The 23,054-nt window shown below is 73.2% G+C and carries 3 protein-coding genes; all 3 read left to right on the forward strand.

Going from position 1 to position 23,054, the window contains the following annotated elements; genetic code table 11:
• Nucleotides 1-89 precede the first annotated feature (89 nt).
• The 3 genes from AS97_RS48005 to AS97_RS40330 all read left to right on the forward strand — a co-directional run bounded on the left by AS97_RS48005 (nucleotide 90) and on the right by AS97_RS40330 (nucleotide 23,042).
• Nucleotides 90-13,187, forward strand: coding sequence for a type I polyketide synthase (locus AS97_RS48005; RefSeq protein ID WP_247204644.1), 13,098 nt, complete (start codon nucleotides 90-92; stop codon nucleotides 13,185-13,187).
• On the forward strand, nucleotides 13,187-18,079 hold the full coding sequence (locus tag AS97_RS40325) for a type I polyketide synthase (protein WP_210566620.1): 4,893 nt from the start codon (nucleotides 13,187-13,189) through the stop codon (nucleotides 18,077-18,079). Before AS97_RS48005 ends, AS97_RS40325 begins: the two co-directional genes overlap by 1 nt.
• A 61-nt stretch (nucleotides 18,080-18,140) precedes the next feature.
• A complete protein-coding gene (locus AS97_RS40330; protein WP_210566621.1) occupies nucleotides 18,141-23,042 on the forward strand; it encodes a type I polyketide synthase in 4,902 nt (1,633 codons plus the stop codon).
• Nucleotides 23,043-23,054 lie beyond the last annotated feature (12 nt).

The following is a 23,054-nucleotide window of genomic DNA, read 5'->3' on the forward strand; positions in this document are numbered from 1 at the left end:
GGCGACTCCCGAGCCCATACCGTCGACTTCCGGATCATGGTCAGTCCAGTCGCGTCGTATCTCAACTGAGAGAAGAGTCTGAGGTCGTGATGTCGGAGAACTCCCTGGTGCGGCACGGGCACATCGCGGTCATCGGTATGGCATGTCGCGTACCGGGCGCATCGACACCGGACGAGTTCTGGAAGTTGCTGCGCAATGGAGAGAGCGCCATCACGGAGATTCCGGCGGACCGGTATGCCGATGAGCTCCGGGACGCCGGCATTCGATTCGGCGGGTTCGTCGAAACGGCAGCCGAGTTCGATCCGGAGTTCTTCGGGATTTCACCCCGCGAGGCACTGGCGATGGACCCCCAGCAGCGGCTCGCACTGGAACTGTGCTGGGAGTCCCTGGAAAACGCCGGACTCGTCCCCGCACACCTCGAGGGCAGCCGTACCGGCGTCTTCATCGGCGCGATCGCCGACGACTACGCGACACTGGTCCACCGCCGCGACCCGGCCGCCATCACCCAGCACACCCTCACCGGCCTGAACCGCGGCATCATCGCCAACCGGGTCTCCTACGCCCTGGGACTGCGTGGCCCCAGCGTGGCCGTGGACACCGGGCAGTCCTCGTCCCTGGCCGCCGTCCACCTGGCCTGCGAGAGCCTGCGGCGCGGCGAGACCGAGACCGCCGTCGCCGGCGGCGTCCAGCTCAACCTTGCCCCCGACAGCTTCATCGCCGCCTCCCGGTTCGGCGCGCTCTCCCCGGACGGCCGCTCCTTCACCTTCGACGCCCGCGCCAACGGCTATGTGCGTGGTGAGGGCGGCGGCCTCGTCGTGCTCAAGCGGCTCGCGGACGCCCGCCGCGACGGCGACCCCGTGCTGGGCGTGATCCGCGGCTCCGAGGCCAACAACGACGGCGGCGGCAGCAGCCTCACCGCCCCCGCGGCCCACGGGCAGGAGGCCATGCTGCGCGCCGCCTACGAGCGCGCCGGAGTCGACCCCGCCCGGGTCCAGTACGTCGAACTGCACGGCACCGGCACCAAGGTCGGCGACCCGGTCGAGGCCGAGGCACTCGGCGCGGTCCTGGGCGCAGGCAGGGCGAACGGCGCGCCCCTGCGCGTCGGCTCCGCCAAGACGAACGTGGGCCACCTCGAAGGCGCCGCCGGAATCACCGGCCTCATCAAGACGCTGCTCTCGCTCACCCACCGCGAACTGTTCCCGAGCCTCAACTACGAGACACCGAACCCCGCCATCCCCCTGGACACCCTGGGCCTCACGGTCCAGACAGCCCTCGCCCCCTGGGCCCCGGAGGCGGACACCCCGCGGCTCGCGGGCGTCAGCTCGTTCGGCATGGGCGGCACCAATGTGCACATGGTGCTGGAGCAGGCACCCGCCGAAGACCCGGCCGCGGAACGGCCGATGGACCTCGACGTGGTGCCCTGGGTGCTCTCGGCCCGCGGCGAGGTGGCGCTGCGGGCTCAGGCGCGGCGGCTGCGGTCGTACGTGGCGGCGCGGCCGGAGCTGGACCCGGTGGATGTGGGCTACTCGCTCGCGCTGAGCCGGTCTGCCTTCGGCCATCGCGCGGCGGTCGTCGGCCGCGACCGGGAGGAGCTGCTGAGGGGCCTCGACGAACTGGCCACGGGCGTGGCCCCGGTCACGGTGGCGGGCCGCGGTGGGACGGCGTTCCTGTTCACCGGGCAAGGTGCCCAGCGGCTGGGCATGGGGCGGGAACTGTACGGCGCGTTTCCGGTGTTCGCGGCGGCGTTCGACGCGGTGTGTGTGGAGTTGGGCCGTCATCTGGAGGGTTCGGTTCGGGAGGTGGTCTTCGGTGGGGACGGGGAGGCGCTGGACCGGACGGTGTTCACGCAGGCCGGGTTGTTCGCTGTGGAGGTGGCGCTTTTCCGGCTCGTCGAATCGTGGGGCCTCGCGCCGGATTTTGTGGTGGGGCATTCGGTGGGGGAGCTGGTGGCGGCGTATGTGGCGGGGGTGTTCTCGCTGGAGGACGCGTGTGTGTTGGTGGCCGCGCGCGGTCGGCTGATGCAGGCGCTGCCCGAGGGCGGGGCGATGGTGTCGTTGAAGGCTGCGGAGGCTGAGGTGTTGCCGTATCTGGCCGGTTATGAGGATCGGGTGAGTGTGGCCGCGGTCAACGGTCCGGCGGCGACTGTCATCTCCGGTGAGGAGTCGGCGGTGCTGGCGGTGGCGGAGGCGGTGGGGGTCAAGAGCAAGCGGTTGAGCGTCTCGCACGCCTTCCACTCGCCGCTGATGGAGGGGATGCTGGCTGAGTTCGCCGAGGTGGCGGCCGGGATCTCCTATGGCATGCCAGGCACCGCGATCGTCTCGAACGTCACGGGCGAGTTGGTGGGTGAGGAGGTGTGCTCGCCGGAGTACTGGGTGCGTCATGTGCGTCAGGCGGTGCGCTTCGGGGACGGCGTTGGGTTCCTCGAAGGGCAGGGTGTCACCCGGTATGTGGAGATCGGCCCGGCCGGTGTGCTCTCCGCTATGGGTCAGGAGTGCGTAACCGGCCCCGCCGCGTTCGTTCCCCTGTTGCGCAAGGACCGTGACGAGGTCGAGGCGCTGCTCGCCGGGGTCGCTCAGGTGCACGCTCACGGTGGCGAGGTGGACTGGGAGGGGGTGTTCGCCGGGCGCGGTGCGCACCGGGTGGAGCTGCCCACGTACGCCTTCCAGCGCCAGCGCTACTGGCTGGACAGCGACCTGCCCGGGATCGAGGAGGCCGTCACCGGTGAACCCCGCTCCTGGCGCGAGGAGTTCGCGGCACTGACCGACCCGGCCGAGCGCGAGCGCGTGGCGCTGGAGCTGGTCCGTACGCACACCGCCTGGGTCCTGGGCTCCCGGGGCTCCGACACCGTCGACCCCGAGAAGATCTTCAAGGATCTCGGCTTCGACTCGCTGATGTCCGTCGAGCTGTGCAACCTCCTCAGCACCGCCACCGGAACACGGCTCGCCGGGACCGTCCTCTTCGACCACCCCACCCCGCTGGCCCTCTCCCGCCACGTGCAGGACGTGGCGGTGGGCTCCCGGACGGCCACGACCAAGGCCACGGCCCCGCGTCCGGCCGCCGCCCGGCGCGCCACCGGCCACGACGACCCGATCGCCATCGTGGCGATGAGCTGCCGCCTCCCCGGCGGAGTACGCACGCCCGAGCAGCTGTGGCAGCTGGTCGGCGAGGGCCGGGACGCCATCGCGGGCTTCCCCGCCAACCGGGGCTGGGATCTGGAGGGGCTCTACGACCCGGACCCGGCCCGCCACGGCACCAGCTATGTGCGTGAGGGCGGATTCCTCTACGAGGCCGACCAGTTCGACCCGTCCTTCTTCGGCATCAGCCCCCGCGAGGCCCAGGCGATGGACCCCCAGCAGCGGCTGCTGCTGGAGACCGCGTGGGAGGCGTTCGAGCGCGCCGGGATCGACCCCACCACGCTCAAGGGCAGCGACGCCGGCGTCTTCGTCGGCACCATGCCGCAGGACTACGGGCCGCGGATGGACGAGGCGTCGGAAGGGTTCGAGGGCTATCTGCTGACCGGCGGCACCACCAGCGTCGCCTCCGGCCGGATCGCCTACACCTGGGGTCTCCAGGGCCCGGCGGTCACGGTGGACACGGCGTGCTCGTCGTCCCTGGTGGCCCTGCACATGGCCGTGCGGTCGCTGCGTGAGGGCGAGTGCTCGCTGGCGCTGGCCGGCGGTGCCACCGTGATGTCCAGCCCCGGGATCTTCGTGGAGCTGAGCCGCCAGAAGGCGCTGTCGCCCGACGGCCGCTGCAAGGCGTTCTCGTCCGACGCCGATGGCACCGGCTGGGGCGAGGGCGTGGGCATGGTGCTGCTGGAGCGCCTGTCGGACGCGCGGCGCAACGGCCACCGGGTGCTGGCGCTGGTCCGTGGCTCCGCGACCAACCAGGACGGCGCGAGCAACGGCCTCACCGCCCCGAGCGGACCGGCCCAGCAGCGCGTCATCCGGCAGGCGCTGGCCGACGCCGGGCTCACCACGGCCGATGTGGACGCGGTCGAGGCACATGGCACCGGCACCTCGCTCGGCGACCCCATCGAGGCGGGCGCCCTGCTGGCCACGTACGGCCAGGACCGGCCCGAGAACCGGCCGCTGCTGCTCGGCTCGCTGAAGTCCAACGTCGGCCACCCCCAGGCGGCCGCGGGCGTGGCCGGGGTCATCAAGATGGTGATGGCGCTGCGCCATGGCACGCTCCCCAAGACCCTGCACGTACACGAGCCCTCGCCGCATGTCGACTGGACGTCCGGGGCCGTGGAGCTGCTGACCGAGGCCCGGCCGTGGCCGGAGCCGGAGACCGCGCGGCCGCGGCGCGCGGGCGTTTCGTCCTTCGGCATCAGCGGCACCAACGCCCATGCCATCCTGGAGCAGGCCCCGGCCGAACCGGCCGCCACCTCGGAGGAGCCCCGCCCCGCTGCCCCGGGCCTGCCCGTGCTGCCCTGGGTGCTGACCGGGCGCACCGAACAGGCGCTGCGGACCCGGGCCGAGCAGCTGCGCGACCACCTGGCAGACCATCCCGGCACGGACCTCGCCGCGCTCGGCCGCGCCCTCGCCACCACTCGGACGGCCTTCGGCCACCGGGCGGTGATCCTCGGCCGGGACCGGGAGCGGCTCCTGGACGGGCTCGGCGCGCTCGCGCAGGGCACCCCGGCGCCCCATGTGGTCGAGGGCACGGCGGGCGGGCGGCGGAAGACCGTGTTCGTCTTCCCCGGGCAGGGCTCGCAGTGGATCGGGATGGCGCTCCCGCTGTGGAACGCCTCGCCCGTGTTCGCGGAGCAACTGGAGGAGTGCGCCGACGCGCTGGAGCCGTTCCTGGACTGGTCGTTGCGCGAGGTGCTGCGCGGTGAGCCGGGCGCCCCGTCGCTGTCCCGCATCGACGTGGTGCAGCCCGCGCTGTTCGCGGTGATGGTCTCGCTGGCCGCGCTGTGGCGCTCGTACGGCGTCGAACCGGCCGCGGTGGTGGGCCATTCGCAGGGCGAGATCGCCGCCGCGTACGTGGCCGGAGGGCTCTCGCTGGAGGACGCCGCCAAGGTGGTGGCCCGGCGCAGCCAGGCATGGGCCGAACTGAGTGGCAAGGGCGGCATGCTCTCGGTGCTCGCGTCGGCCGAGACGGTCGCCGAGCGGCTTCGGCCGTGGAGCGAACGGCTCGGCATCGCCGCCGTCAACAGCCCCGCGACCGTGACCGTCTCCGGCGACCCGGAGGCCCTGGACGCCTTCATGGCCGAGCTCGCCGCCGACGGGGTGAAGTCCCGTCGGGTGCCGGGCGTGGACACCGCCGGGCACTCCCCGCAGGTCGACGGCTTGCGCGAGCGGCTGCTGCGCGAGGTGGCGGGGGTGCGGCCGCGGGCCTCGCGGATCGCCTACTACTCCACGGTGACCGGCGGGCCGCTGGACACCACGGAGCTGGACACCGACTACTGGTACCGGAACATGCGCGAGCCGGTGGACTTCGAGCGGGCCACCCGAGCGCTGCTGGCCGACGGCCACACCGCGTTCATCGAGTGCGCTCCGCACCCCATGCTCGCCATGTCGCTCCAGCAGACCGTCGAGGACGCCGGAGGGAACGCCGCCGCCATTGTCGGGACGCTGCGCCGGGACGAGGGCGACCCGGAGCGCTTCGCCGGCTCGTTCGCCGAGGCGTATGTGCAGGGTGTCGAGCCGTCCTGGGACACCGTGTTCGAGGGCGGCCCGGGGCGCGGCGCACCCGACGTGGAGCTGCCGACCTATCCGTTCCAGCGGCAGCGGTACTGGCTGGACAAGCCGGTCGCGGCGAGCGATGTGGCCGCCGCCGGGCTCGAAGCCGCCGGACATCCGCTGCTCGGCGCGGCGGTCCCGTTGGCCGGGGCGGACGACCATCTGTTCACCGGCCGGATCTCCGCACAGGACCACCCCTGGCTGACCGAGCACACCGGCCCGGACGTGGCCGTGCTCCCCGGCAGCGCCCTCGCCGAACTGGCGATCCGGGCGGGCGATCAGGTCGGCTGCGACCGGATCGAGGAACTCTCCCTGGACACGCCGCTGGTGCTGCCCGAGAAGGGCGCCGCGGTGATTCAGGTGCGTGTCGGTGCCCCGGACGGTGGCGGTTTGCGCGCGCTCAGCGTCTATGCGCGTGCCGAGGGCGCGGACTCCGACGAGCCGTGGACGGGGTACGCCACCGCGGTCCTGGGCGCCGGTGCGCCGGTCGCGGACCTGGGCCTCGCCGTGTGGCCTCCGGTCGGCGCGGTCCCGGTGGAGGTGGCGGGAGGCGCCGTCGCGGCCTGGCGGCTCGGTGAGGACGTCTACGCCGAAGCGGGGCTGACCGAGGCCGAGGAGGCCGACGCCCAGCGCTACGGTCTGCACCCGGTGCTGCTGGAGTCGGTGCTCGACGCGGTGGAGACCCCGGGCGACGGTGGCGGGTCGCGGCTGGCCTCCTCATGGAGCGGTGTCGTACTCCACGCCACGGGCGCCACGGCGCTGCGGGTACGGTTCACACCGGCCGGTCCCGGCACCTACGCGGTGGCCGCGGCCGACCCGAGTGGCGCCCCGGTGGTCTCGGTGGACCGGCTCGTACTGCGCGCGGTGGACACGCCCGAACCGATCGGCGGCCGCTCCGCCCTCCACCCGTCGCTGTTCCGCCTGGAGTGGCCCGCCGCGCCCGCCGCGGACAACAGTGTGGCCCCGGCGACCTGGGCGGTGCTCGGCGACGACCCGCTCGGGCTCTCCTCGGCCGTGGACGCGGCTCCCTACGACGAGGCGTCGGATGTGCCGGACGCGGTGCTGGTGACGTGCACCCGCACCGCCGAGGGCGACGGGGACGTGGCGGAGGTGGCCCACGCGGCCACCCACCGCGTGCTGGCGCTCATCCAGCGGTGGATCTCCGATGAGCGCCTCGCCGCCTCCAGGCTGGTGTTCGTCACCCGAGGCGCGGTCGCGGCCGTCCCCGGCGAAGAGGTGCCCGATGTGGCACACGGCGCCGTTTGGGGGCTGGTGCGCTCGGCGCAGTCGGAGCACCCCGGACGCTTCGTCCTCGTCGACCTCGACGGCCACCCGGAATCGGCCGACGCCCTCCCGGGCGCGGTGGCCTCGGGCGAACCGCAGTGCGCGGTGCGCGAGGGCCGGGCGCGGGTACCCCGGCTGGGCCGGGTGGCTAGCGGGGCTGGGGCCGCCGAGGCCGCCGTCACACAGTCCACCGAGGCCCCCGACGCCCACCGACGGCTGGACCCCGAGGGCACCGTTCTCGTCACCGGCGCCACCGGCACCCTCGGCGGGCTCCTCGCCCGCCATCTGGTGACCGAGCACGGCGTACGGAATCTACTGCTGACCAGCCGACGTGGGCCCGCCGCCGAGGGCATGGCCGAACTCCGAGCGGAACTGGACGAGTTGGGGGCCCGCGTCACCGTCGCTGCCTGCGACACGGCCGATCGGGAGGCGCTCGCCGGGCTGCTCGGCGCGATACCCGCCGCACATCCGCTGACCGCGGTGATCCACGCGGCGGGTGTGCTCGACGACGGCGTCGTGGACGCGCTGAACCCCGAGCGGCTCGACCGGGTGCTGCGGCCGAAGGTGGACGCCGCATGGAATCTGCATGAGCTGACCGCGGACCACGACCTGGCCGTATTCGTCCTCTACTCCTCCGTCGTCGCCACCATCGGCAACGCCGGACAGGCCAACTACGCCGCCGCCAACGCCTTCCTGGACTCCCTCGCCCAGCACCGCAGGGCCCGCGGCCTGGCCGGCCAGTCCCTCGCCTGGGGCCTGTGGGAGCAGCGCAGCGGCATGAGCGGCCATCTCGCCGACGCCGATGTGCGGCGTATGGCGCGCTCCGGTATCCGTCCGCTGCCCAGCGCGGAGGGCATGGAACTCTTCGACGCCGCGCGGACGGCCGGGGACGCCACTCTGGTGCCCGTCCGGCTCGATCTGGCGGATCTGCGCAGGCGGGCCACGAGCGGCACGCCCGGCCAGGACGCCGTACCCGCGTATCTGCGCGGCCTGGTCAGGATGCCGGTCCGCCGGGTGGTACGGGCCGCCGGCGGCGGGGCCGCGGAAACCGGCGAGAGTTCGTTCGGCCGGCGGCTGGCCGCCCTGGCGGTGGCCGACCGGGATCCGTTCCTGCTGGATCTGGTGCGGGAACACGCGGCGGCCGTACTGGGGCTCGCCGCCCCGGAGGACATCGAGGCCACCCGCGCCTTCCGGGAGGTCGGCTTCGACTCCCTGACCGCAGTGGAGTTGCGCAACCGGCTGGGCACGGCCACCGGGCTGCGGCTGCCGACCACTCTCCTCTTCGACTATCCGACCCCCGCCGTGCTGGTGGACCATCTGCGGCGCGAGGCATTGGGCGAACGGGAGGAGGTGGCGGCCGTGGTGGCCGCCGTCCGGCCCGCCGATGACGATCCGATCGCCATCGTGGCCATGAGCTGCCGGCTGCCGGGCGGGGTCCGCGGCCCCGAGGAGCTGTGGGAGCTGGTGGCGGACGGCCGCGATGTGATCTCGGCCTTCCCGGCCGACCGCGGCTGGAACGTCGAGGAGCTGTACGACCCCAACCCCGATACACCGGGCAGGAGTTACGCCAAGGAGGGCGGCTTCCTCTACGACGCCTACCACTTCGACCCCGAGTTCTTCGGGATCTCCCCACGCGAGGCGCTCGCCATGGACCCCCAGCAACGGCTGCTGCTGGAGACCTCCTGGGAGGCGCTGGAGCGCGCCGGGATCGACCCGCACACCACGCGGGGCAGCACCGCGGGTGTGTTCATCGGTTCCACCGGCCAGGACTACGCCTCGGGGCTCGGCGAGATCCCCGAGGACATGGAGGGGTATCTGCTGACCGGCAAGGCCGCCAGCGTGGTCTCCGGCCGTATCGCCTACTCCCTCGGCTGGGAGGGCCCGGCGCTCACCATCGACACCGCGTGCTCCTCCTCCCTGGTCGCCATCCACCAGGCGGCGCAGGCGCTGCGCCAGGGCGAATGCTCGATGGCACTTGCGGGTGGCACGACGATGATGTCCACGCCGAGCCTGTTCATCGAGTTCAGCCGGCAGCGCGGCCTGGCCCCTGACGGCAGGTCGAAGGCGTTCTCCTCCGACACCGACGGCACCAGCTGGGGCGAGGGCGTCAGCATGGTGCTCCTGGAGCGGCTGTCCGACGCGCGGGCCCACGGCCATGAGGTGCTGGCGCTGGTGCGCGGCTCGGCCGTCAACCAGGACGGCGCCAGCAACGGCCTCACCGCCCCCAACGGCCCGTCCCAGCAGCGGGTGATCCGGCAGGCGCTGGCGAACGCCGGGCTGTCGGCCGCCGAGGTGGACGCGGTCGAGGCCCACGGCACCGGCACCACGCTCGGTGACCCGATCGAGGCCCAGGCCATCCTCGCCACCTACGGCCAGGGCCGGGACGCCGAACGGTCGCTGTGGCTGGGCGCGCTGAAGTCCAACATCGGCCACACCCAGGGCGCGGCCGGTGGCGCCGGTGTCATCAAGATGGTCATGGCGATGCGCCACGGTCTGCTGCCCAGGACACTCCACGTCAAGGAGCCCACCCCGCATGTGGACTGGACGGCGGGAGCGGTCGAGCTGCTGACCGAGGCCAGGGATTGGCCGGCGGGCGAGCGGGTGCGCCGCGCCGGGGTGTCCGCCTTCGGCATCAGCGGCACCAACGCCCACCTCATCCTGGAGGAACCGCCCGCCGAGCCCGCCGCCGACCCGGAGCCGGAGCCGTCGGTGCGCACTGATGTGGTGCCGTGGCTGGTGTCCGGCCGTACCGAGGTGGCGTTGCGCGCCCAGGCGGATCGGCTGCGGTCGTACGTGGCGGCGCGGCCGGAGCTGGACCCGGTGGATGTGGGCTACTCGCTGGCCCTGGCCCGGTCTGCCTTCGGCCATCGGGCGGCGGTCGTCGGCCGCGGCCGGGAGGAGCTGCTGAGCGGACTGGACCAGCTCGCCACGGGCATCACCCCCGGCACGGTGGCCGGAGAGGAGGGCAGGACGGCGTTCCTGTTCACCGGGCAAGGTGCCCAGCGGTTGGGCATGGGGCGGGAACTGTACGGCGCGTTTCCGGTGTTCGCGGCGGCGTTCGACGCGGTGTGTGTGGAGTTGGGCCGTCATCTGGAGGGTTCGGTTCGGGAGGTGGTCTTCGGTGGGGACGGGGAGGCGCTGGACCGGACGGTGTTCACGCAGGCCGGGTTGTTCGCTGTGGAGGTGGCGCTTTTCCGGCTCGTCGAATCGTGGGGCCTCGCGCCGGATTTTGTGGTGGGGCATTCGGTGGGGGAGCTGGTGGCGGCGTATGTGGCGGGGGTGTTCTCGCTGGAGGACGCGTGTGTGTTGGTGGCCGCGCGCGGTCGGCTGATGCAGGCGCTGCCCGAGGGCGGGGCGATGGTGTCGTTGAAGGCCGCGGAGGCTGAGGTGTTGCCGTATCTGGCCGGTTATGAGGACCGGGTGAGTGTGGCCGCGGTCAACGGTCCGGCGGCGACTGTCATCTCCGGTGAGGAGTCGGCGGTGCTGGCGGTGGCGGAGGCGGTGGGGGTCAAGAGCAAGCGGTTGAGCGTCTCGCACGCCTTCCACTCGCCGCTGATGGAGGGGATGCTGGCCGAGTTCGCCGAGGTGGCGGCCGGGATCTCCTATGGCATGCCAGGCACCGCGATCGTCTCGAACGTCACGGGCGAGTTGGTGGGTGAGGAGGTGTGCTCGCCGGAGTACTGGGTGCGTCATGTGCGTCAGGCGGTGCGCTTCGGGGACGGCGTTGGGTTCCTCGAAGGGCAGGGTGTCACCCGGTATGTGGAGATCGGCCCGGCCGGTGTGCTCTCCGCTATGGGTCAGGAGTGCGTAACCGGCCCCGCCGCGTTCGTTCCCCTGTTGCGCAAGGACCGTGACGAGGTCGAGGCGCTGCTCGCCGGGGTCGCTCAGGTGCACGCTCACGGTGGCGAGGTGGACTGGGAGGGGGTGTTCGCCGGGCGCGGTGCGCACCGGGTGGAGCTGCCCACGTACGCCTTCCAGCGCCAGCGCTACTGGTTCGACCCCGCCACGCCTCGAACGCCGACCGCGGCCACCACGGACGCGTCCGCCGTGGAGGCACGCTTCTGGGAGGCGGTCGAGCGCGAGGACCTGGAGGCGCTGACCACCACCCTGGAGATCGACCAGCAGACGCGGCTCTGCGAACTGCTGCCCGCGCTCTCCTCCTGGCGCCGGGGCCAGAGCGACCGCGCCACCGTGGATTCCTGGCGCTACCGGATCACCTGGTCCCCGGTGTCCGTCGAGGAACGTACGGCGCCGCTGTCCGGCACCTGGCTGCTGGCCGTGCCCGAGGGGCGGGCCGACAGTGCGCGGGTCGCCGCCGTGGCGGCCGCCCTCGACCGGCGTGGCGCACACGTCGCTCGCCTCACCCTGTCCACGACCGGCCGTGGCACGCTCGCCGAGCGGCTGCGCCAGGCGGTGGCCACCGGGGGCACCCCGGCCGGTGTGCTCTCGCTGCTCGCCCTCGATGACGGCCCGCACCCCGAACACACCTCGCTCACCAGCGGTCTGGCCCTCAACGTCGGGCTGATCCAGGCGCTGGGCGACGCGGGGATCGCCGCACCGCTGTGGCTCGCCACCGCCGGGGCCGTGTCGGTGAACGGATCCGATCCGCTCGGCAGCCCCGCACAGGCCGCCACCTGGGGCCTCGGCCGGGTCGTGGCCCTGGAACACCCCCAGCGGTGGGGCGGTCTGGTCGATCTCCCCGCGGACCTCGACGAGCGGACGGCCGACCGGCTGTGCGCCGCGCTCTCCGGCATCGTCGGCGACAGCGGTCCGGAGGACCAGCTCGCCCTCCGCGACGCCGGGGTGTTCGTCCGGCGGCTCGTCCGGGCGCCGCTGCGCACACCGGGCCGCGAGAGCTGGAAGCCGCATGGCACCGTGCTGATCACCGGGGGCACCGGCGGGCTCGGCGCCCAGATCGCCCGCTGGCTGGCCCGCTCCGGCGCCGAACATCTCGTGCTCACCAGCCGCCGTGGCCTGACGGCACCCGGCGCCGCCGAACTGCGCGACGAGCTGACCGCCCTGGGCCAGGGCGGTGTGCGGGTGACGGTGGCGGCGTGCGATGTCCGCGACCGCGACGAGGTGGCGGCGCTGCTGCGCCGGACCACCGCCGGGGGCGACCCGGTGCACGCCGTCTTCCACGCCGCGGGCGTCGTGGAGTTCGCCCAGCTCGCCGACAGCACGGTGGCCGACTTCGCGGAGATGGCCGACGGCAAGGTCCTGGGCGCGGCCCATCTGGATGAGTTGCTGGACCAGGACCATCTCGAGGCGTTCGTGCTCTTCTCGTCGATCGCCGCCACCTGGGGCAGTGGCGGACAGAGCGCCTACGCCTCCGCCAACGCCTACTTGGACGCTCTCGCCGAGCACCGCGCGGCACGCGGCCTCCCCGCCACCTCCGTGGCCTGGGGCCCCTGGGCCGACCACGGCATGATCGAGCAGGGCGAGGTGGCGGAGCACCTCAGCCGCCGTGGACTGCCCGCGATGGCACCGCCGTTGGCGGTGGCCGCGCTCGGCGAGGCACTGCACACCGGCGAGACCTCCCTCGTCCTCGCCGATGTGCGCTGGGACCGCTTTGTCCCCGGCTTCACCGCGGCGCGACCCCGGCCGCTGATCGGCGAACTGCCGGAGGTGCGCGACGCCCGCGCCACCACGGCGCCCGCCCCCGGCGGCACCGGGCCGGACGGCGTGGCGGGCACCTTCCTGGAGAGCCTCGCGGGCCTGTCGGGCGAGGGCCTGGACCGGGCCCTGCGGGATCTGGTGCACGCCCAGGCGGCGGCCGTACTCGGCCACTCCTCGTCCGACGCGGTCGCCGGCGGCCGCCCGTTCAAGGAGCTGGGCTTCGACTCGCTCACCGCCGTCGAACTGCGCAACCGGCTGGCCACGGTCACCGGACTCGACCTGCCCGCCACTCTCGTCTTCGACTATCCGGCACCCGCGCCGCTGGCCGAGTACCTCCGCGGCGAGCTGCCGTCGGCCCGGCCGACCGACGCGCTCACCCTCCTCGACGACCTGGACCGGTGGGAGTCCGCACTGCCGGAACTGGTCGCCGACGACGGACTCCGGGAGCGGCTGACGGGGCGTCTCGGCGACCTCATGGCGAAGTTGGGCGGCACGCCCGTGGAGCACACCGGCAGCCCATCCCCCGACACCGAACTCCTTTCCGCTACCGCCGACGAGGTCTTCGACTTCATCGACAACGAATTCGGGGCTTCCTGATGGCGAACGAGAACGAAGAGAAACTCCTCACCTACCTCAAGCGGGTCTCCTCCGACCTCAAGCAGGCCCGCGCGCGGCTGGACCAGATCGAGGCCGACGAGCGGGAGCCGATCGCCATCGTCTCGATGGGCTGCCGCTTCCCCGGCGGTGTCCGCTCACCGGAGGACCTGTGGCGGCTGGTGGCCGAGGGCCGGGACGCGATCTCGGAATTCCCCGCCAATCGGGGCTGGGACATCGAGGGACTCTACGACCCGGATCCCGGCCGGTCGGGCACCTGCAACACCCGCGAAGGCGGATTCGTGCACGACGCCGACCAGTTCGACCCGGCGTTCTTCGGCATTTCGCCGCGTGAGGCACTGGCCATGGACCCGCAGCAGCGGCTGCTGCTCGAAGTGTCCTGGGAGGCGATCGAACGCGCGGGCATCGACCCGCTCTCGCTGAAGGGGAGCAGCGCCGGGGTCTATGTGGGACTCGCCTCGTTCCAGTACGGCGGAGACCCGCAGTACGCACCGCAGAGCGTCGAGGGCCACCTGCTGATCGGCAACGTCTCCAGCGTCGCCTCCGGCCGGATCTCCTACACCCTCGGCCTCGAAGGACCGGCCGTCACCCTGGACACCGCGTGCTCCTCATCGCTGGTGACCATGCATCTGGCGGCCCAGGCGCTGCGCCGCGGCGAATGCTCGCTGGCGCTGGCCGGAGGGGTGGCGGTCATGGCCACCCCCGGTGTCTTCGTCGAGTTCAGCCACCAGCGCGGACTGGCGGCCAACGGCCGCTGCAAGTCCTTCGCCGCGGGCGCCGACGGCACCGGCTGGGGCGAGGGCGCGGGCATGGTGCTGCTGGAGCGGCTGTCCGACGCCCGCCGCAACGGCCACCCGGTCCTCGCCGTCCTGCGCTCCAGCGCCATCAACCAGGACGGCGCCAGCAACGGCCTCGCCGCGCCCAACGGCCCGGCCCAGCGCCGGGTCATCGAGGCGGCGCTGACCGCCGCCGGGCTGACGGTGGACGACGTCGACGCCGTCGAGGCCCATGGCACGGGCACGGCGCTCGGCGACCCGATCGAGGCCGGCGCGCTGCTCGCCACCTACGGCAAGGGCCGCACCTCCGGCCATCCGCTGTGGCTCGGCTCGCTCAAGTCCAACATCGGCCACACCCAGGCGGCGGCCGGGGTCGGCGGGGTCATCAAGACGGTGATGGCGCTGCGCCACGGAACGCTGCCGAGGACACTCCACGTCGACCAGGCGTCCCCGGCCGTCAACTGGTCCTCCGGGGCGGTCGAGCTGCTGACCGAGGCCCAGGAGTGGCCGGAGCGTGGCCGTCCGCGCCGCGCCGGGGTGTCCGCGTTCGGCGTGAGCGGCACCAACGCCCACGTCATCCTCGAACAGGCCCCGGTCGCCGGGGAGGACGAAGAAGACGGCGCACCCGCACTCGACGGCACCGCGCTCGGCGGCTCCGCCGTCCCCTGGGTGCTCTCCGGCAGAAGCGAAGCGGCCCTGCGGGCGCAGGCGGAGCGGCTGTTGGCGCGGCTGAACGAGGGGCCCGGCCTGCCCCCGGCGGACGTCGGCCACGCGCTCGCCACCGGTCGGTCGGCCTTCGAATACCGCGCCGCGGTCGTGGGCACCGATCGCTCCCAACTACTGGGCCGTCTGGGGGAGTTGGCCTCCGGTGGGGTGTCCGCCGGGGTGGTGCGCGGCGAGGGTGCGGCGGTGGTGGAGGCCCGTCCGGTGTTCGTGTTTCCGGGGCAGGGGTCGCAGTGGGTGGGGATGGCGGTGGAGTCGCTGGATTCGTCGCCGGTGTTCGCGGGGCGGATCGCGGAGTGTGAGGTGGCGTTGTCGGGGTTCGTGGAGTGGTCGCTGGTCGAGGTGTTGCGGGGTGGGGGTCCGGGGTTGGGTCGGGTGGATGTGGTGCAGCCGGCGTTGTGGGCGGTGATGGTGTCGTTGGCGGAGGTGTGGCGGTCGTGTGGGGTGGTGCCTGCCGCGGTGGTGGGGCATTCCCAGGGTGAGATCGCGGCGGCGGTGGTGGCGGGTGGGTTGTCGTTGGAGGACGGGGCGCGGGTGGTGGCGTTGCGCTCGCAGGCCATCGCACGGGGCCTCGCCGGACACGGCGGCATGATGTCCGTTTCGCTTCCGGTCGAGGAGGTGCGGGAGCGCATCGCCGCGTGGGACGGCCGTATCTCCGTGGCGGCCGTCAATGGCCCCGGCGCGGTGGTGGTCTCGGGCGAACCGGAGGCGCTGCATGAGCTGCTGGCCCGCTGCGAGGCCGAGGACGTACGGGCGAAGCTGATCCCGGTGGACTACGCCTCGCACTCCGCCCAGGTGGAGCAGATCCACGGCGAGCTGCTGGACATCCTGGCCCCCATCCGTCCGCGCACCTCGCGGATCGTCTTCCACTCCACTGTCACCGGTGAACCCCTCGACACCGCCGGGCTCGACGCCGCCTACTGGGCCCGCAATCTGCGCGAGACCGTGCGGCTCGAAACGGCCACCCGGGCGCTGCTCATTAGCGGCCACCGGCTGTTCGTGGAGGTGAGCCCGCACCCTGTGCTGGCCGCCGCCATGGAGGCCACCGTCGAGGCCGCCGACGGAGGGGCCGCCGTCATCGGCACCCTGCGCCGCCAGGAGGGCGGCCCCGAGCGGATGCTTCTCTCGCTCGCCCAGGCCCATGTCCACGGCGCGGAGGTGGACTGGCGGGCGCTGTTCGCCGGCCGGGGAGCCGGCCGCGTCGACCTTCCCACGTACGCGTTCCAGCGCGCCCGTTACTGGGTCGAGCCCCAGACCGGGCCCGTAGCCGAGGCGGCCACCGGCCCGGCGGAGGCGGAGTTCTGGACCGCGGTCGAGAACGCCGACCTGGACACCCTGACGGCCACATTGGGCACCGGCGCCGACACGCCGCTCAGCGAGGTGCTTCCGCTGCTCTCCTCGTGGCGGTCCCGGCTGAGCGACCAGGCCGTGCTCGACTCATGGCGCTACCGCATCGGCTGGCAGCCGGTCGACGGACCGTCGACACCCGCGCTCACCGGCCGCTGGCTGGTGGTGGTGCCCGACAACACCGGGGCCACCAGCACCGAGGCCGCCGGAGCCGTCGACACGGATGCCATCACCGCCGGACTCACCGCGCTCGGCGCCGAGATCGTCCCCCTGCGGATCGGCACGGACGACACCGACCGCGCCCGGCTCGCCACCCGCATCACCGAGGCCCTCGGGGAAGCCGGGGCGCCCGGCGGTGTGGTGTCCCTGCTGGCCCTCGCCGAAGCACCGCACCCGGCACACCCCGACGTCCCCACCGGGTTCGCCACCACCCTCGCCCTGGTACGGGCACTGGGCGACGCGGGCCTCGACGCGCCCCTGTGGTGTGTCACCCGCGGCGCGGTCTCCGCGGGTGGCGCCGACCGTCTCGAAGCTCCCGCACAAGCCCTCGTCTGGGGCCTGGGCGGTGCGGTCGCCCTGGAACACCCCCAGCGCTGGGGTGGCCTGATCGATCTGCCCGCCAGGATCGACGAGGGCGCTCTCCGGGCACTCGCCCGCGCCCTGACCGGCCAGGACGGCGAGGACCAACTCGCCATCCGCTCCTCGGGCACCCTTGCCCGGCGGCTCAGGCGGGCCGGCGCCACCTCCTCCGCCGAGCGCTGGCAGCCCCACGGCACCGTCCTGATCACCGGTGGCACCGGCGGTGTCGGCGCCCAGATCGCCCGCGGACTGGTCCACGAGGGTGCCGAACACGTGGTGCTCGTCAGCCGCCGCGGGCCCCAGGCCCCGGGCGCGGCCGAGCTGAAGGCCGAACTGACCGAGCGCGGCGCCCAGGTGACCGTCGTCGCCTGCGATGTGGCCGACCGCGCGGCGCTGGCACACCTGCTGGACTCGGTCACCGGCGACGGCGCGGACCATTCGCTGACCGCCGTGGTGCACGCCGCGGGCGCGCTGGACGACGCCACCGTCGACGCGCTCACCCCCGAGCGGATCGAGGCCGTACTGCGCCCCAAGGCCGCGGGCGCGCGCCATCTGCACGAGCTCACCCGGGACCTGGACCTCGACGCGTTCGTCCTGCTCTCCTCGATCGCCGGCACCGTGGGCGCCGCCGGACAGGGCAACTACGCGGCGGCCAGCGCGTATCTCGACGCGCTCGCCCAACTGCGCCGCGCGGACGGCCTGCCCGCCACCTCGGTGGCCTGGAGCGCCTGGGCGGGCGGCGGAATGATCGACGGTGAGGTGGCGGACCAGCTGCGACGGCGCGGGGCGCCCCCCATCGACGGTGCGCGGGCCCTGGAACTGCTGCGGCAGACGGTCACGCACGGCGGCGGATTCCTCGTCGCCGCCGACATCGACTGGGGCCGTTTCGCACCCGCCCTGTCCACCACTCGGCCGCTGCCGCTGCTCGCCGACCTCCCCGAGGCGGGCGGCACCGGGCAGGACCCGGTTGGGGCGGAGCGGGAGGAGGCCGGTGGCGCCGCCGTGCTGCGCAAGCGGCTCGCGGAGCTGAGCGAGGCCGACCGCCACACCGCCCTGGTGGAGCTGGTCAGCGAGCAGGCGGCCGCGGCTCTCGGCTACGCCGACGCGGGCGCGGTCGAGACCGGACGGGCCTTCAAGGAGCTGGGCTTCGACTCGCTCACCGCGGTAGATCTGCGCAACCGGCTGAACGCCGCCACCGGGCTGCGGCTGCCGGTCACCCTTGTCTTCGACTACCCGACCGCCGACGACCTCGCCGGGCTGCTGCGGGAGGAACTCCTGCCGTCGGACGAGGAGTCCATGGACACCGCGTCGCTCGCGGAGCTAGACCGCGCCCAGTCCACCCTCGCCGCCCTGGAGCTGGACGACATCGAATCGGCCACGGACGACGAGATGTTCGAGCTGCTCGACGGGATGTTCGAGCTGCTGGGCCGGGATCTGACGGCCCGATGAACCCCCGTGCCACCGCCCCGGCCGCCACCGACGTTCCGGCCCTCTTGAGGAGCTGACGACCATGGACAACGAGAAGAAGCTGCGCGACTACCTCAAGCGGGCCACCGGCCACCTCCGCGCGGCACACGGCCGGATCCAGGAGCTGCAGACCCCCGAGCCCATCGCCATCGTGGCGATGAACTGCCGCTACGCGGGCGACATCCGGTCCCCCGAGGACCTGTGGCAGGCCGTCGCCGAAGGCCGCGACGGCATGGGCGACTTCCCGGCCGACCGGGGCTGGGACCTGCCGAACCTCTTCGACCCGGACCCCGACCGAGAGGGCCGTACCTATGCCCGCCAGGGCGGATTCCTCCATGACGTGGACCAGTTCGACCCGGCGTTCTTCGGCATCTCGCCGCGCGAGGCCCTCACCATGGACCCGCAGCAGCGGCTGCTGCTGGAAGTGGTCTGGGAGACCTTCGAACGGGCCGGAATCGACCCGGGCACCCTGCGCGGCAGCGACACCGGCATCTTCATGGGTGCCACCGACTTCGACTACGCCCGCGGTCTGACCGAGCTCCCCGAAGGGCTCGAAGGCCAGATGTCCATGGGCGCCTCGGGCGCCATCCTCTCCGGCCGCGTCGCCTACACCCTGGGCCTGGAGGGACCGGCCGTCACGGTCGACACCATGTGCTCGTCCTCGCTGGTGGCACTGCACATGGCCTGCCAGGCGCTGCGGCAGAGCGACTGCTCGATGGCACTCACCGGCGGCACCACCGTGATGTCCACGCCGAGCGGCTTCATCGAATTCAGCCGCCAGCGGGCGCTGTCCACCTCTTCCCGCTGCCAGGCGTTCTCCTCGACGGCGGATGGCACCGCCTGGGGCGAGGGTGTCGGAGTTCTGTTGCTGGAACGGCTCTCGGACGCCCGCCGCAACGGTCACACCGTGCTCGCGGTCGTCCGCGGCTCCGCCATCAACCAGGACGGTGCCAGCAACGGTCTCACCGCGCCCAACGGCCGTGCGCAGCAGCGGGTGATCCGCCAGGCGCTGGCCAACGCCACGCTGTCCGGGGCCGATGTCGACGTGGTCGAGGCGCACGGCACGGGGACGTCGCTGGGCGACCCCATCGAAGCCAACGCCCTGCTCGCCACGTACGGCAAGAAGCGCCCGGCCGACCGGCCGCTGTGGCTCGGCTCGCTGAAGTCCAACATCGGCCACACGGCTGCCGCCGCGGGGGTCGGCGGCGTGATCAAGATGGTGCAGGCCATCCGCCACGGTGTGCTGCCCAAGACCCTGCACGTCGAGGAGCCGTCGCCCAACGTGGACTGGTCCTCGGGCGCCGTCGAACTGCTCACCCAGGCCCGGCCGTGGCCGGAGACCGGGCGGATCCGCCGCGCCGGGGTGTCCGCCTTCGGCGCCAGCGGCACCAACGCTCACGCCATCATCGAGCAGGCCCCCGAGGAGGAGCCTTCGGGCACCTCGGCCGAGGGGGACGCCCCGGTGGGCGGGGGAGCGGTGCCCTGGGTGCTCTCGGCCAAGACCGAGCCGGGCCTGCGGGCGCAGGCGGAACGGCTGCTGGCACGCCTCTCGGAGGATCCGGAGCTGTCCCCGGCGGACGTGGGCCTCTCGCTGGCCACCACCCGCGCCCTCTTCGACCACCGCGCCGTGGTGGTCGGTGGCGGCGTCGAGGACTTCCGCAGTGGGCTGACGGCGCTCACCCGGGGCGAGCCCGGTGGCCTCGTGGCCCAGGGCGTGGCGGGCTCGGCCGGGAAGCCGGTGTTCGTGTTTCCGGGGCAGGGGTCGCAGTGGGTGGGGATGGCGGTGGAGTTGCTGGATTCGTCGCCGGTGTTCGCGGGGCGGATCGCGGAGTGTGAGGTGGCGTTGTCGGGGTTCGTGGAGTGGTCGCTGGTCGAGGTGTTGCGGGGTGGGGGTCCGGGGTTGGGTCGGGTGGATGTGGTGCAGCCGGCGTTGTGGGCGGTGATGGTGTCGTTGGCGGAGGTGTGGCGGTCGTGTGGGGTGGTGCCTGCCGCGGTGGTGGGGCATTCCCAGGGTGAGATCGCGGCGGCGGTGGTGGCGGGTGGGTTGTCGTTGGAGGACGGGGCGCGGGTGGTGGCGTTGCGCTCGCAGGCCATCGCACGGGGCCTCGCCGGACACGGCGGCATGATGTCCGTCGCCCAGAGCGCCGATCGGGTGCGCGAACGCATCACCGCCTGGGAGGACCGTATCTCCGTCGCCGCGGTCAACGGCCCCGGCTCGATCGTGGTGTCCGGTGACCCTGAGGCCCTGCGCGAGCTCCAGGCGGAGTGTGAGGCCGAAGGAGTACGGGCGAAGATCATCCCGGTGGACTACGCGTCCCACTCGGCCCATGTCGAGGAGCTGCGCGACGAACTCCTCGACCTCCTGGCCCCGATCCGCCCGCGCACCTCGGATATCACCTTCCACTCCACGGTCACCGGCGACACCCTCGATACCACCGGGCTCGACGCCGGGTACTGGTACACCAATCTGCGGGAGACGGTGGAGCTGGAGTCGGCGGTGCGGGCTCTGTCGGGGGCCGGGTTCGGGACGTTCCTCGAAATGAGCCCTCATCCGGTGCTGACGATGCCGTTGCAGGCGACCGTCGAGGACGCGGTGGTGGTGGGGTCGCTGCGGCGTGACGAGGGTGGTCCCGAGCGGTTCCTGGTCTCGCTGGGCGAGGCGTTCGTCCGTGGGGTGGCCGTCGACTGGGCCGCGGTGTTCGCCGGGCTGGGCGCGTCCGTGGTGCAGTTGCCGACGTACGCCTTCCAGCGACAGCGCTACTGGCTGGAGCAGCCCCCGGCACCGGCGGCCGCCACCGGAGGCGACCCGGTGGACGCCGAGTTCTGGGACGCCGTCGAGCGCGAGGACCTGGAAGCGCTGACCGCCGCGCTGGAAGTGGACGCCGACGAGGAACGGTCCTCGCTGCGGACCGTGCTCCCGGCGCTGTCCTCATGGCGTCGCGGCAGCAGGGAGCGGTCCGTGCTCGACTCCTGGCGCTACCACGTCACCTGGAACCGGGTGCCCGACCCGGCCTCGGCGGCCCTGACCGGCACCTGGCTGCTCGTGGTCCCGGCCGCGCCCCCCGGCACCGCCCTCATCGACGCCGTACGCGACGGTCTGGAGACCCACGGCGCCACGGTCGTCACCGTCGAGGCGGCCGAGGCCGACCGCGTCGCGGTCGCCGCGCAGCTCGCCGAGGCCACCGCCGGAGACACCCCGGCCGGGGTGCTCTCCCTGCTCGGGCTCGCCGACGCACCGCACCCCGGCCACGCGGGGGTGCCCATGGGCCTCGCACTCACCCTCGCGCTCGTCCAGGCCCTCGGCGACACCGGGGTTGCGGCCCCGCTGTGGCTGGCCACCCGTGGGGGCGTGTCCGTCGGCGGCACCGATGTGCTCGACAGCCCCGCCCAGGCGGCCGTATGGGGCCTGGGCCGGGTCGCCGCCCTCGAACACCCGCAGCGCTGGGGCGGCATGATCGACCTGCCGGGCACCGTCGACGGCCGGGTCACCACACGGCTGTGCGGTGCGCTCGCGGGCCGTTTCGGCGACGAGGATCAGCTGGCCCTGCGGCCCTCCGGTGCGCTCACCCGGCGGCTGGTACGGGCCGCCGGGCACCGGGGGAGCGGCGCATCCTGGAGCCCCGAGGGCACCGTGCTGCTCACCGGCGGCACGGGTGGCGTCGGAGCCCAGATCGCCCGCCGGCTGGCCCAGGCCGGTGCCGAACACCTGGTGCTCACCAGCCGCCGCGGCCCCGAGGCACCCGGCGCGGACAAGCTCAAGGCCGAACTGACCGAGCTGGGCGCCAAGGTCACCGTGGCGGCGTGCGATGTGGCCGACCGCGCCGCGCTGGAGGCGCTCGTACGGGAAGTGGAGGCCGAGGGCCCGCCGATCCGCTCCGTGCTGCACATCGCGGGTGCCGGTGTGCTCGTCCCGCTCGCCGACACCGATCTGGCGGAGTTCGCCGACACGGCGGAGGCCAAGGTCGCGGGCGCCGCCAACCTGGACGCCCTCTTCGACCGGGACACCCTCGACTCCTTCGTGCTCTTCTCCTCCATCTCGGCCGTCTGGGGCAGTGGCGAACATGGCGCGTACGCGGCCGCCAACGCCTATCTCGACGGGCTCGCCGAGAACCGCCGGGCCCGCGGCCTCGCCGCCACCTCGGTGGTGTGGGGCATCTGGAGCCCCGAGGAGGGCGGCATGGCTGCCAACCTCGCCGAGGAGCAACTGCGCGGCCGGGGCATCCCGTTCATGACTCCCCGGCTCGCCATCGACGCGTTCTGGCAGGTGATGGACGGGGATGAGACCGTGGTGGTGGTCGCCGACGTGGACTGGGAGCGGTTCGTCCCCGTCTTCACCTCGGCCCGGCCCAGCCCGCTCATCGGCCAGGTGCCCGATGTGGCGCGGATCCTCGCCGCCGACGCCGGCACGGGGACGGACACGGCCGGCGAGTCCTCCTCGCTGCGTGACCGGCTGGCCGACATGGCCCCGACGGACCGGCAGGCGGCCGTACTGTCGCTGGTGCGCTCCCAGATCGCTACCGTGCTCGGCTATCCCGGCCCGGAGGCCGTCGACGCCCAGCGTGCCTTCCGCGAGCTGGGCTTCGACTCCCTGAGCGCCGTCGACCTGCGCAACCGCCTGGGCGCCGCGACCGGACTCCGCTTCCCCGTCACCGTCGTCTTCGACTACCCGAGCGCGGAGGAACTCGCCGGACACATCGGGACCGAACTCTTCCCCGATGACACCGCGGGCACCGGCCTCGACCCCGAGGAGGCCGAGGTCCGCGCGGCGCTGACCTCCATCCCCCTGCTCCGGCTCCGCGAATCGGGGCTGCTGGACGAGTTGCTGCGGCTGGCCGGTTCCCACGACCCCGCCACCGGACCGATGGACGAGGAGCCCGCCGAGTCCATCGACGACCTGGACGTGGATGACCTCGTCCGCATGGCCTACGACAAGAACGACCTCTGACGAGACTCGACT

This window comes from Streptomyces sp. AgN23 (assembly GCF_001598115.1).
In the GTDB taxonomy this organism is placed as follows: Bacteria; Actinomycetota; Actinomycetes; order Streptomycetales; family Streptomycetaceae; genus Streptomyces; species Streptomyces antimycoticus.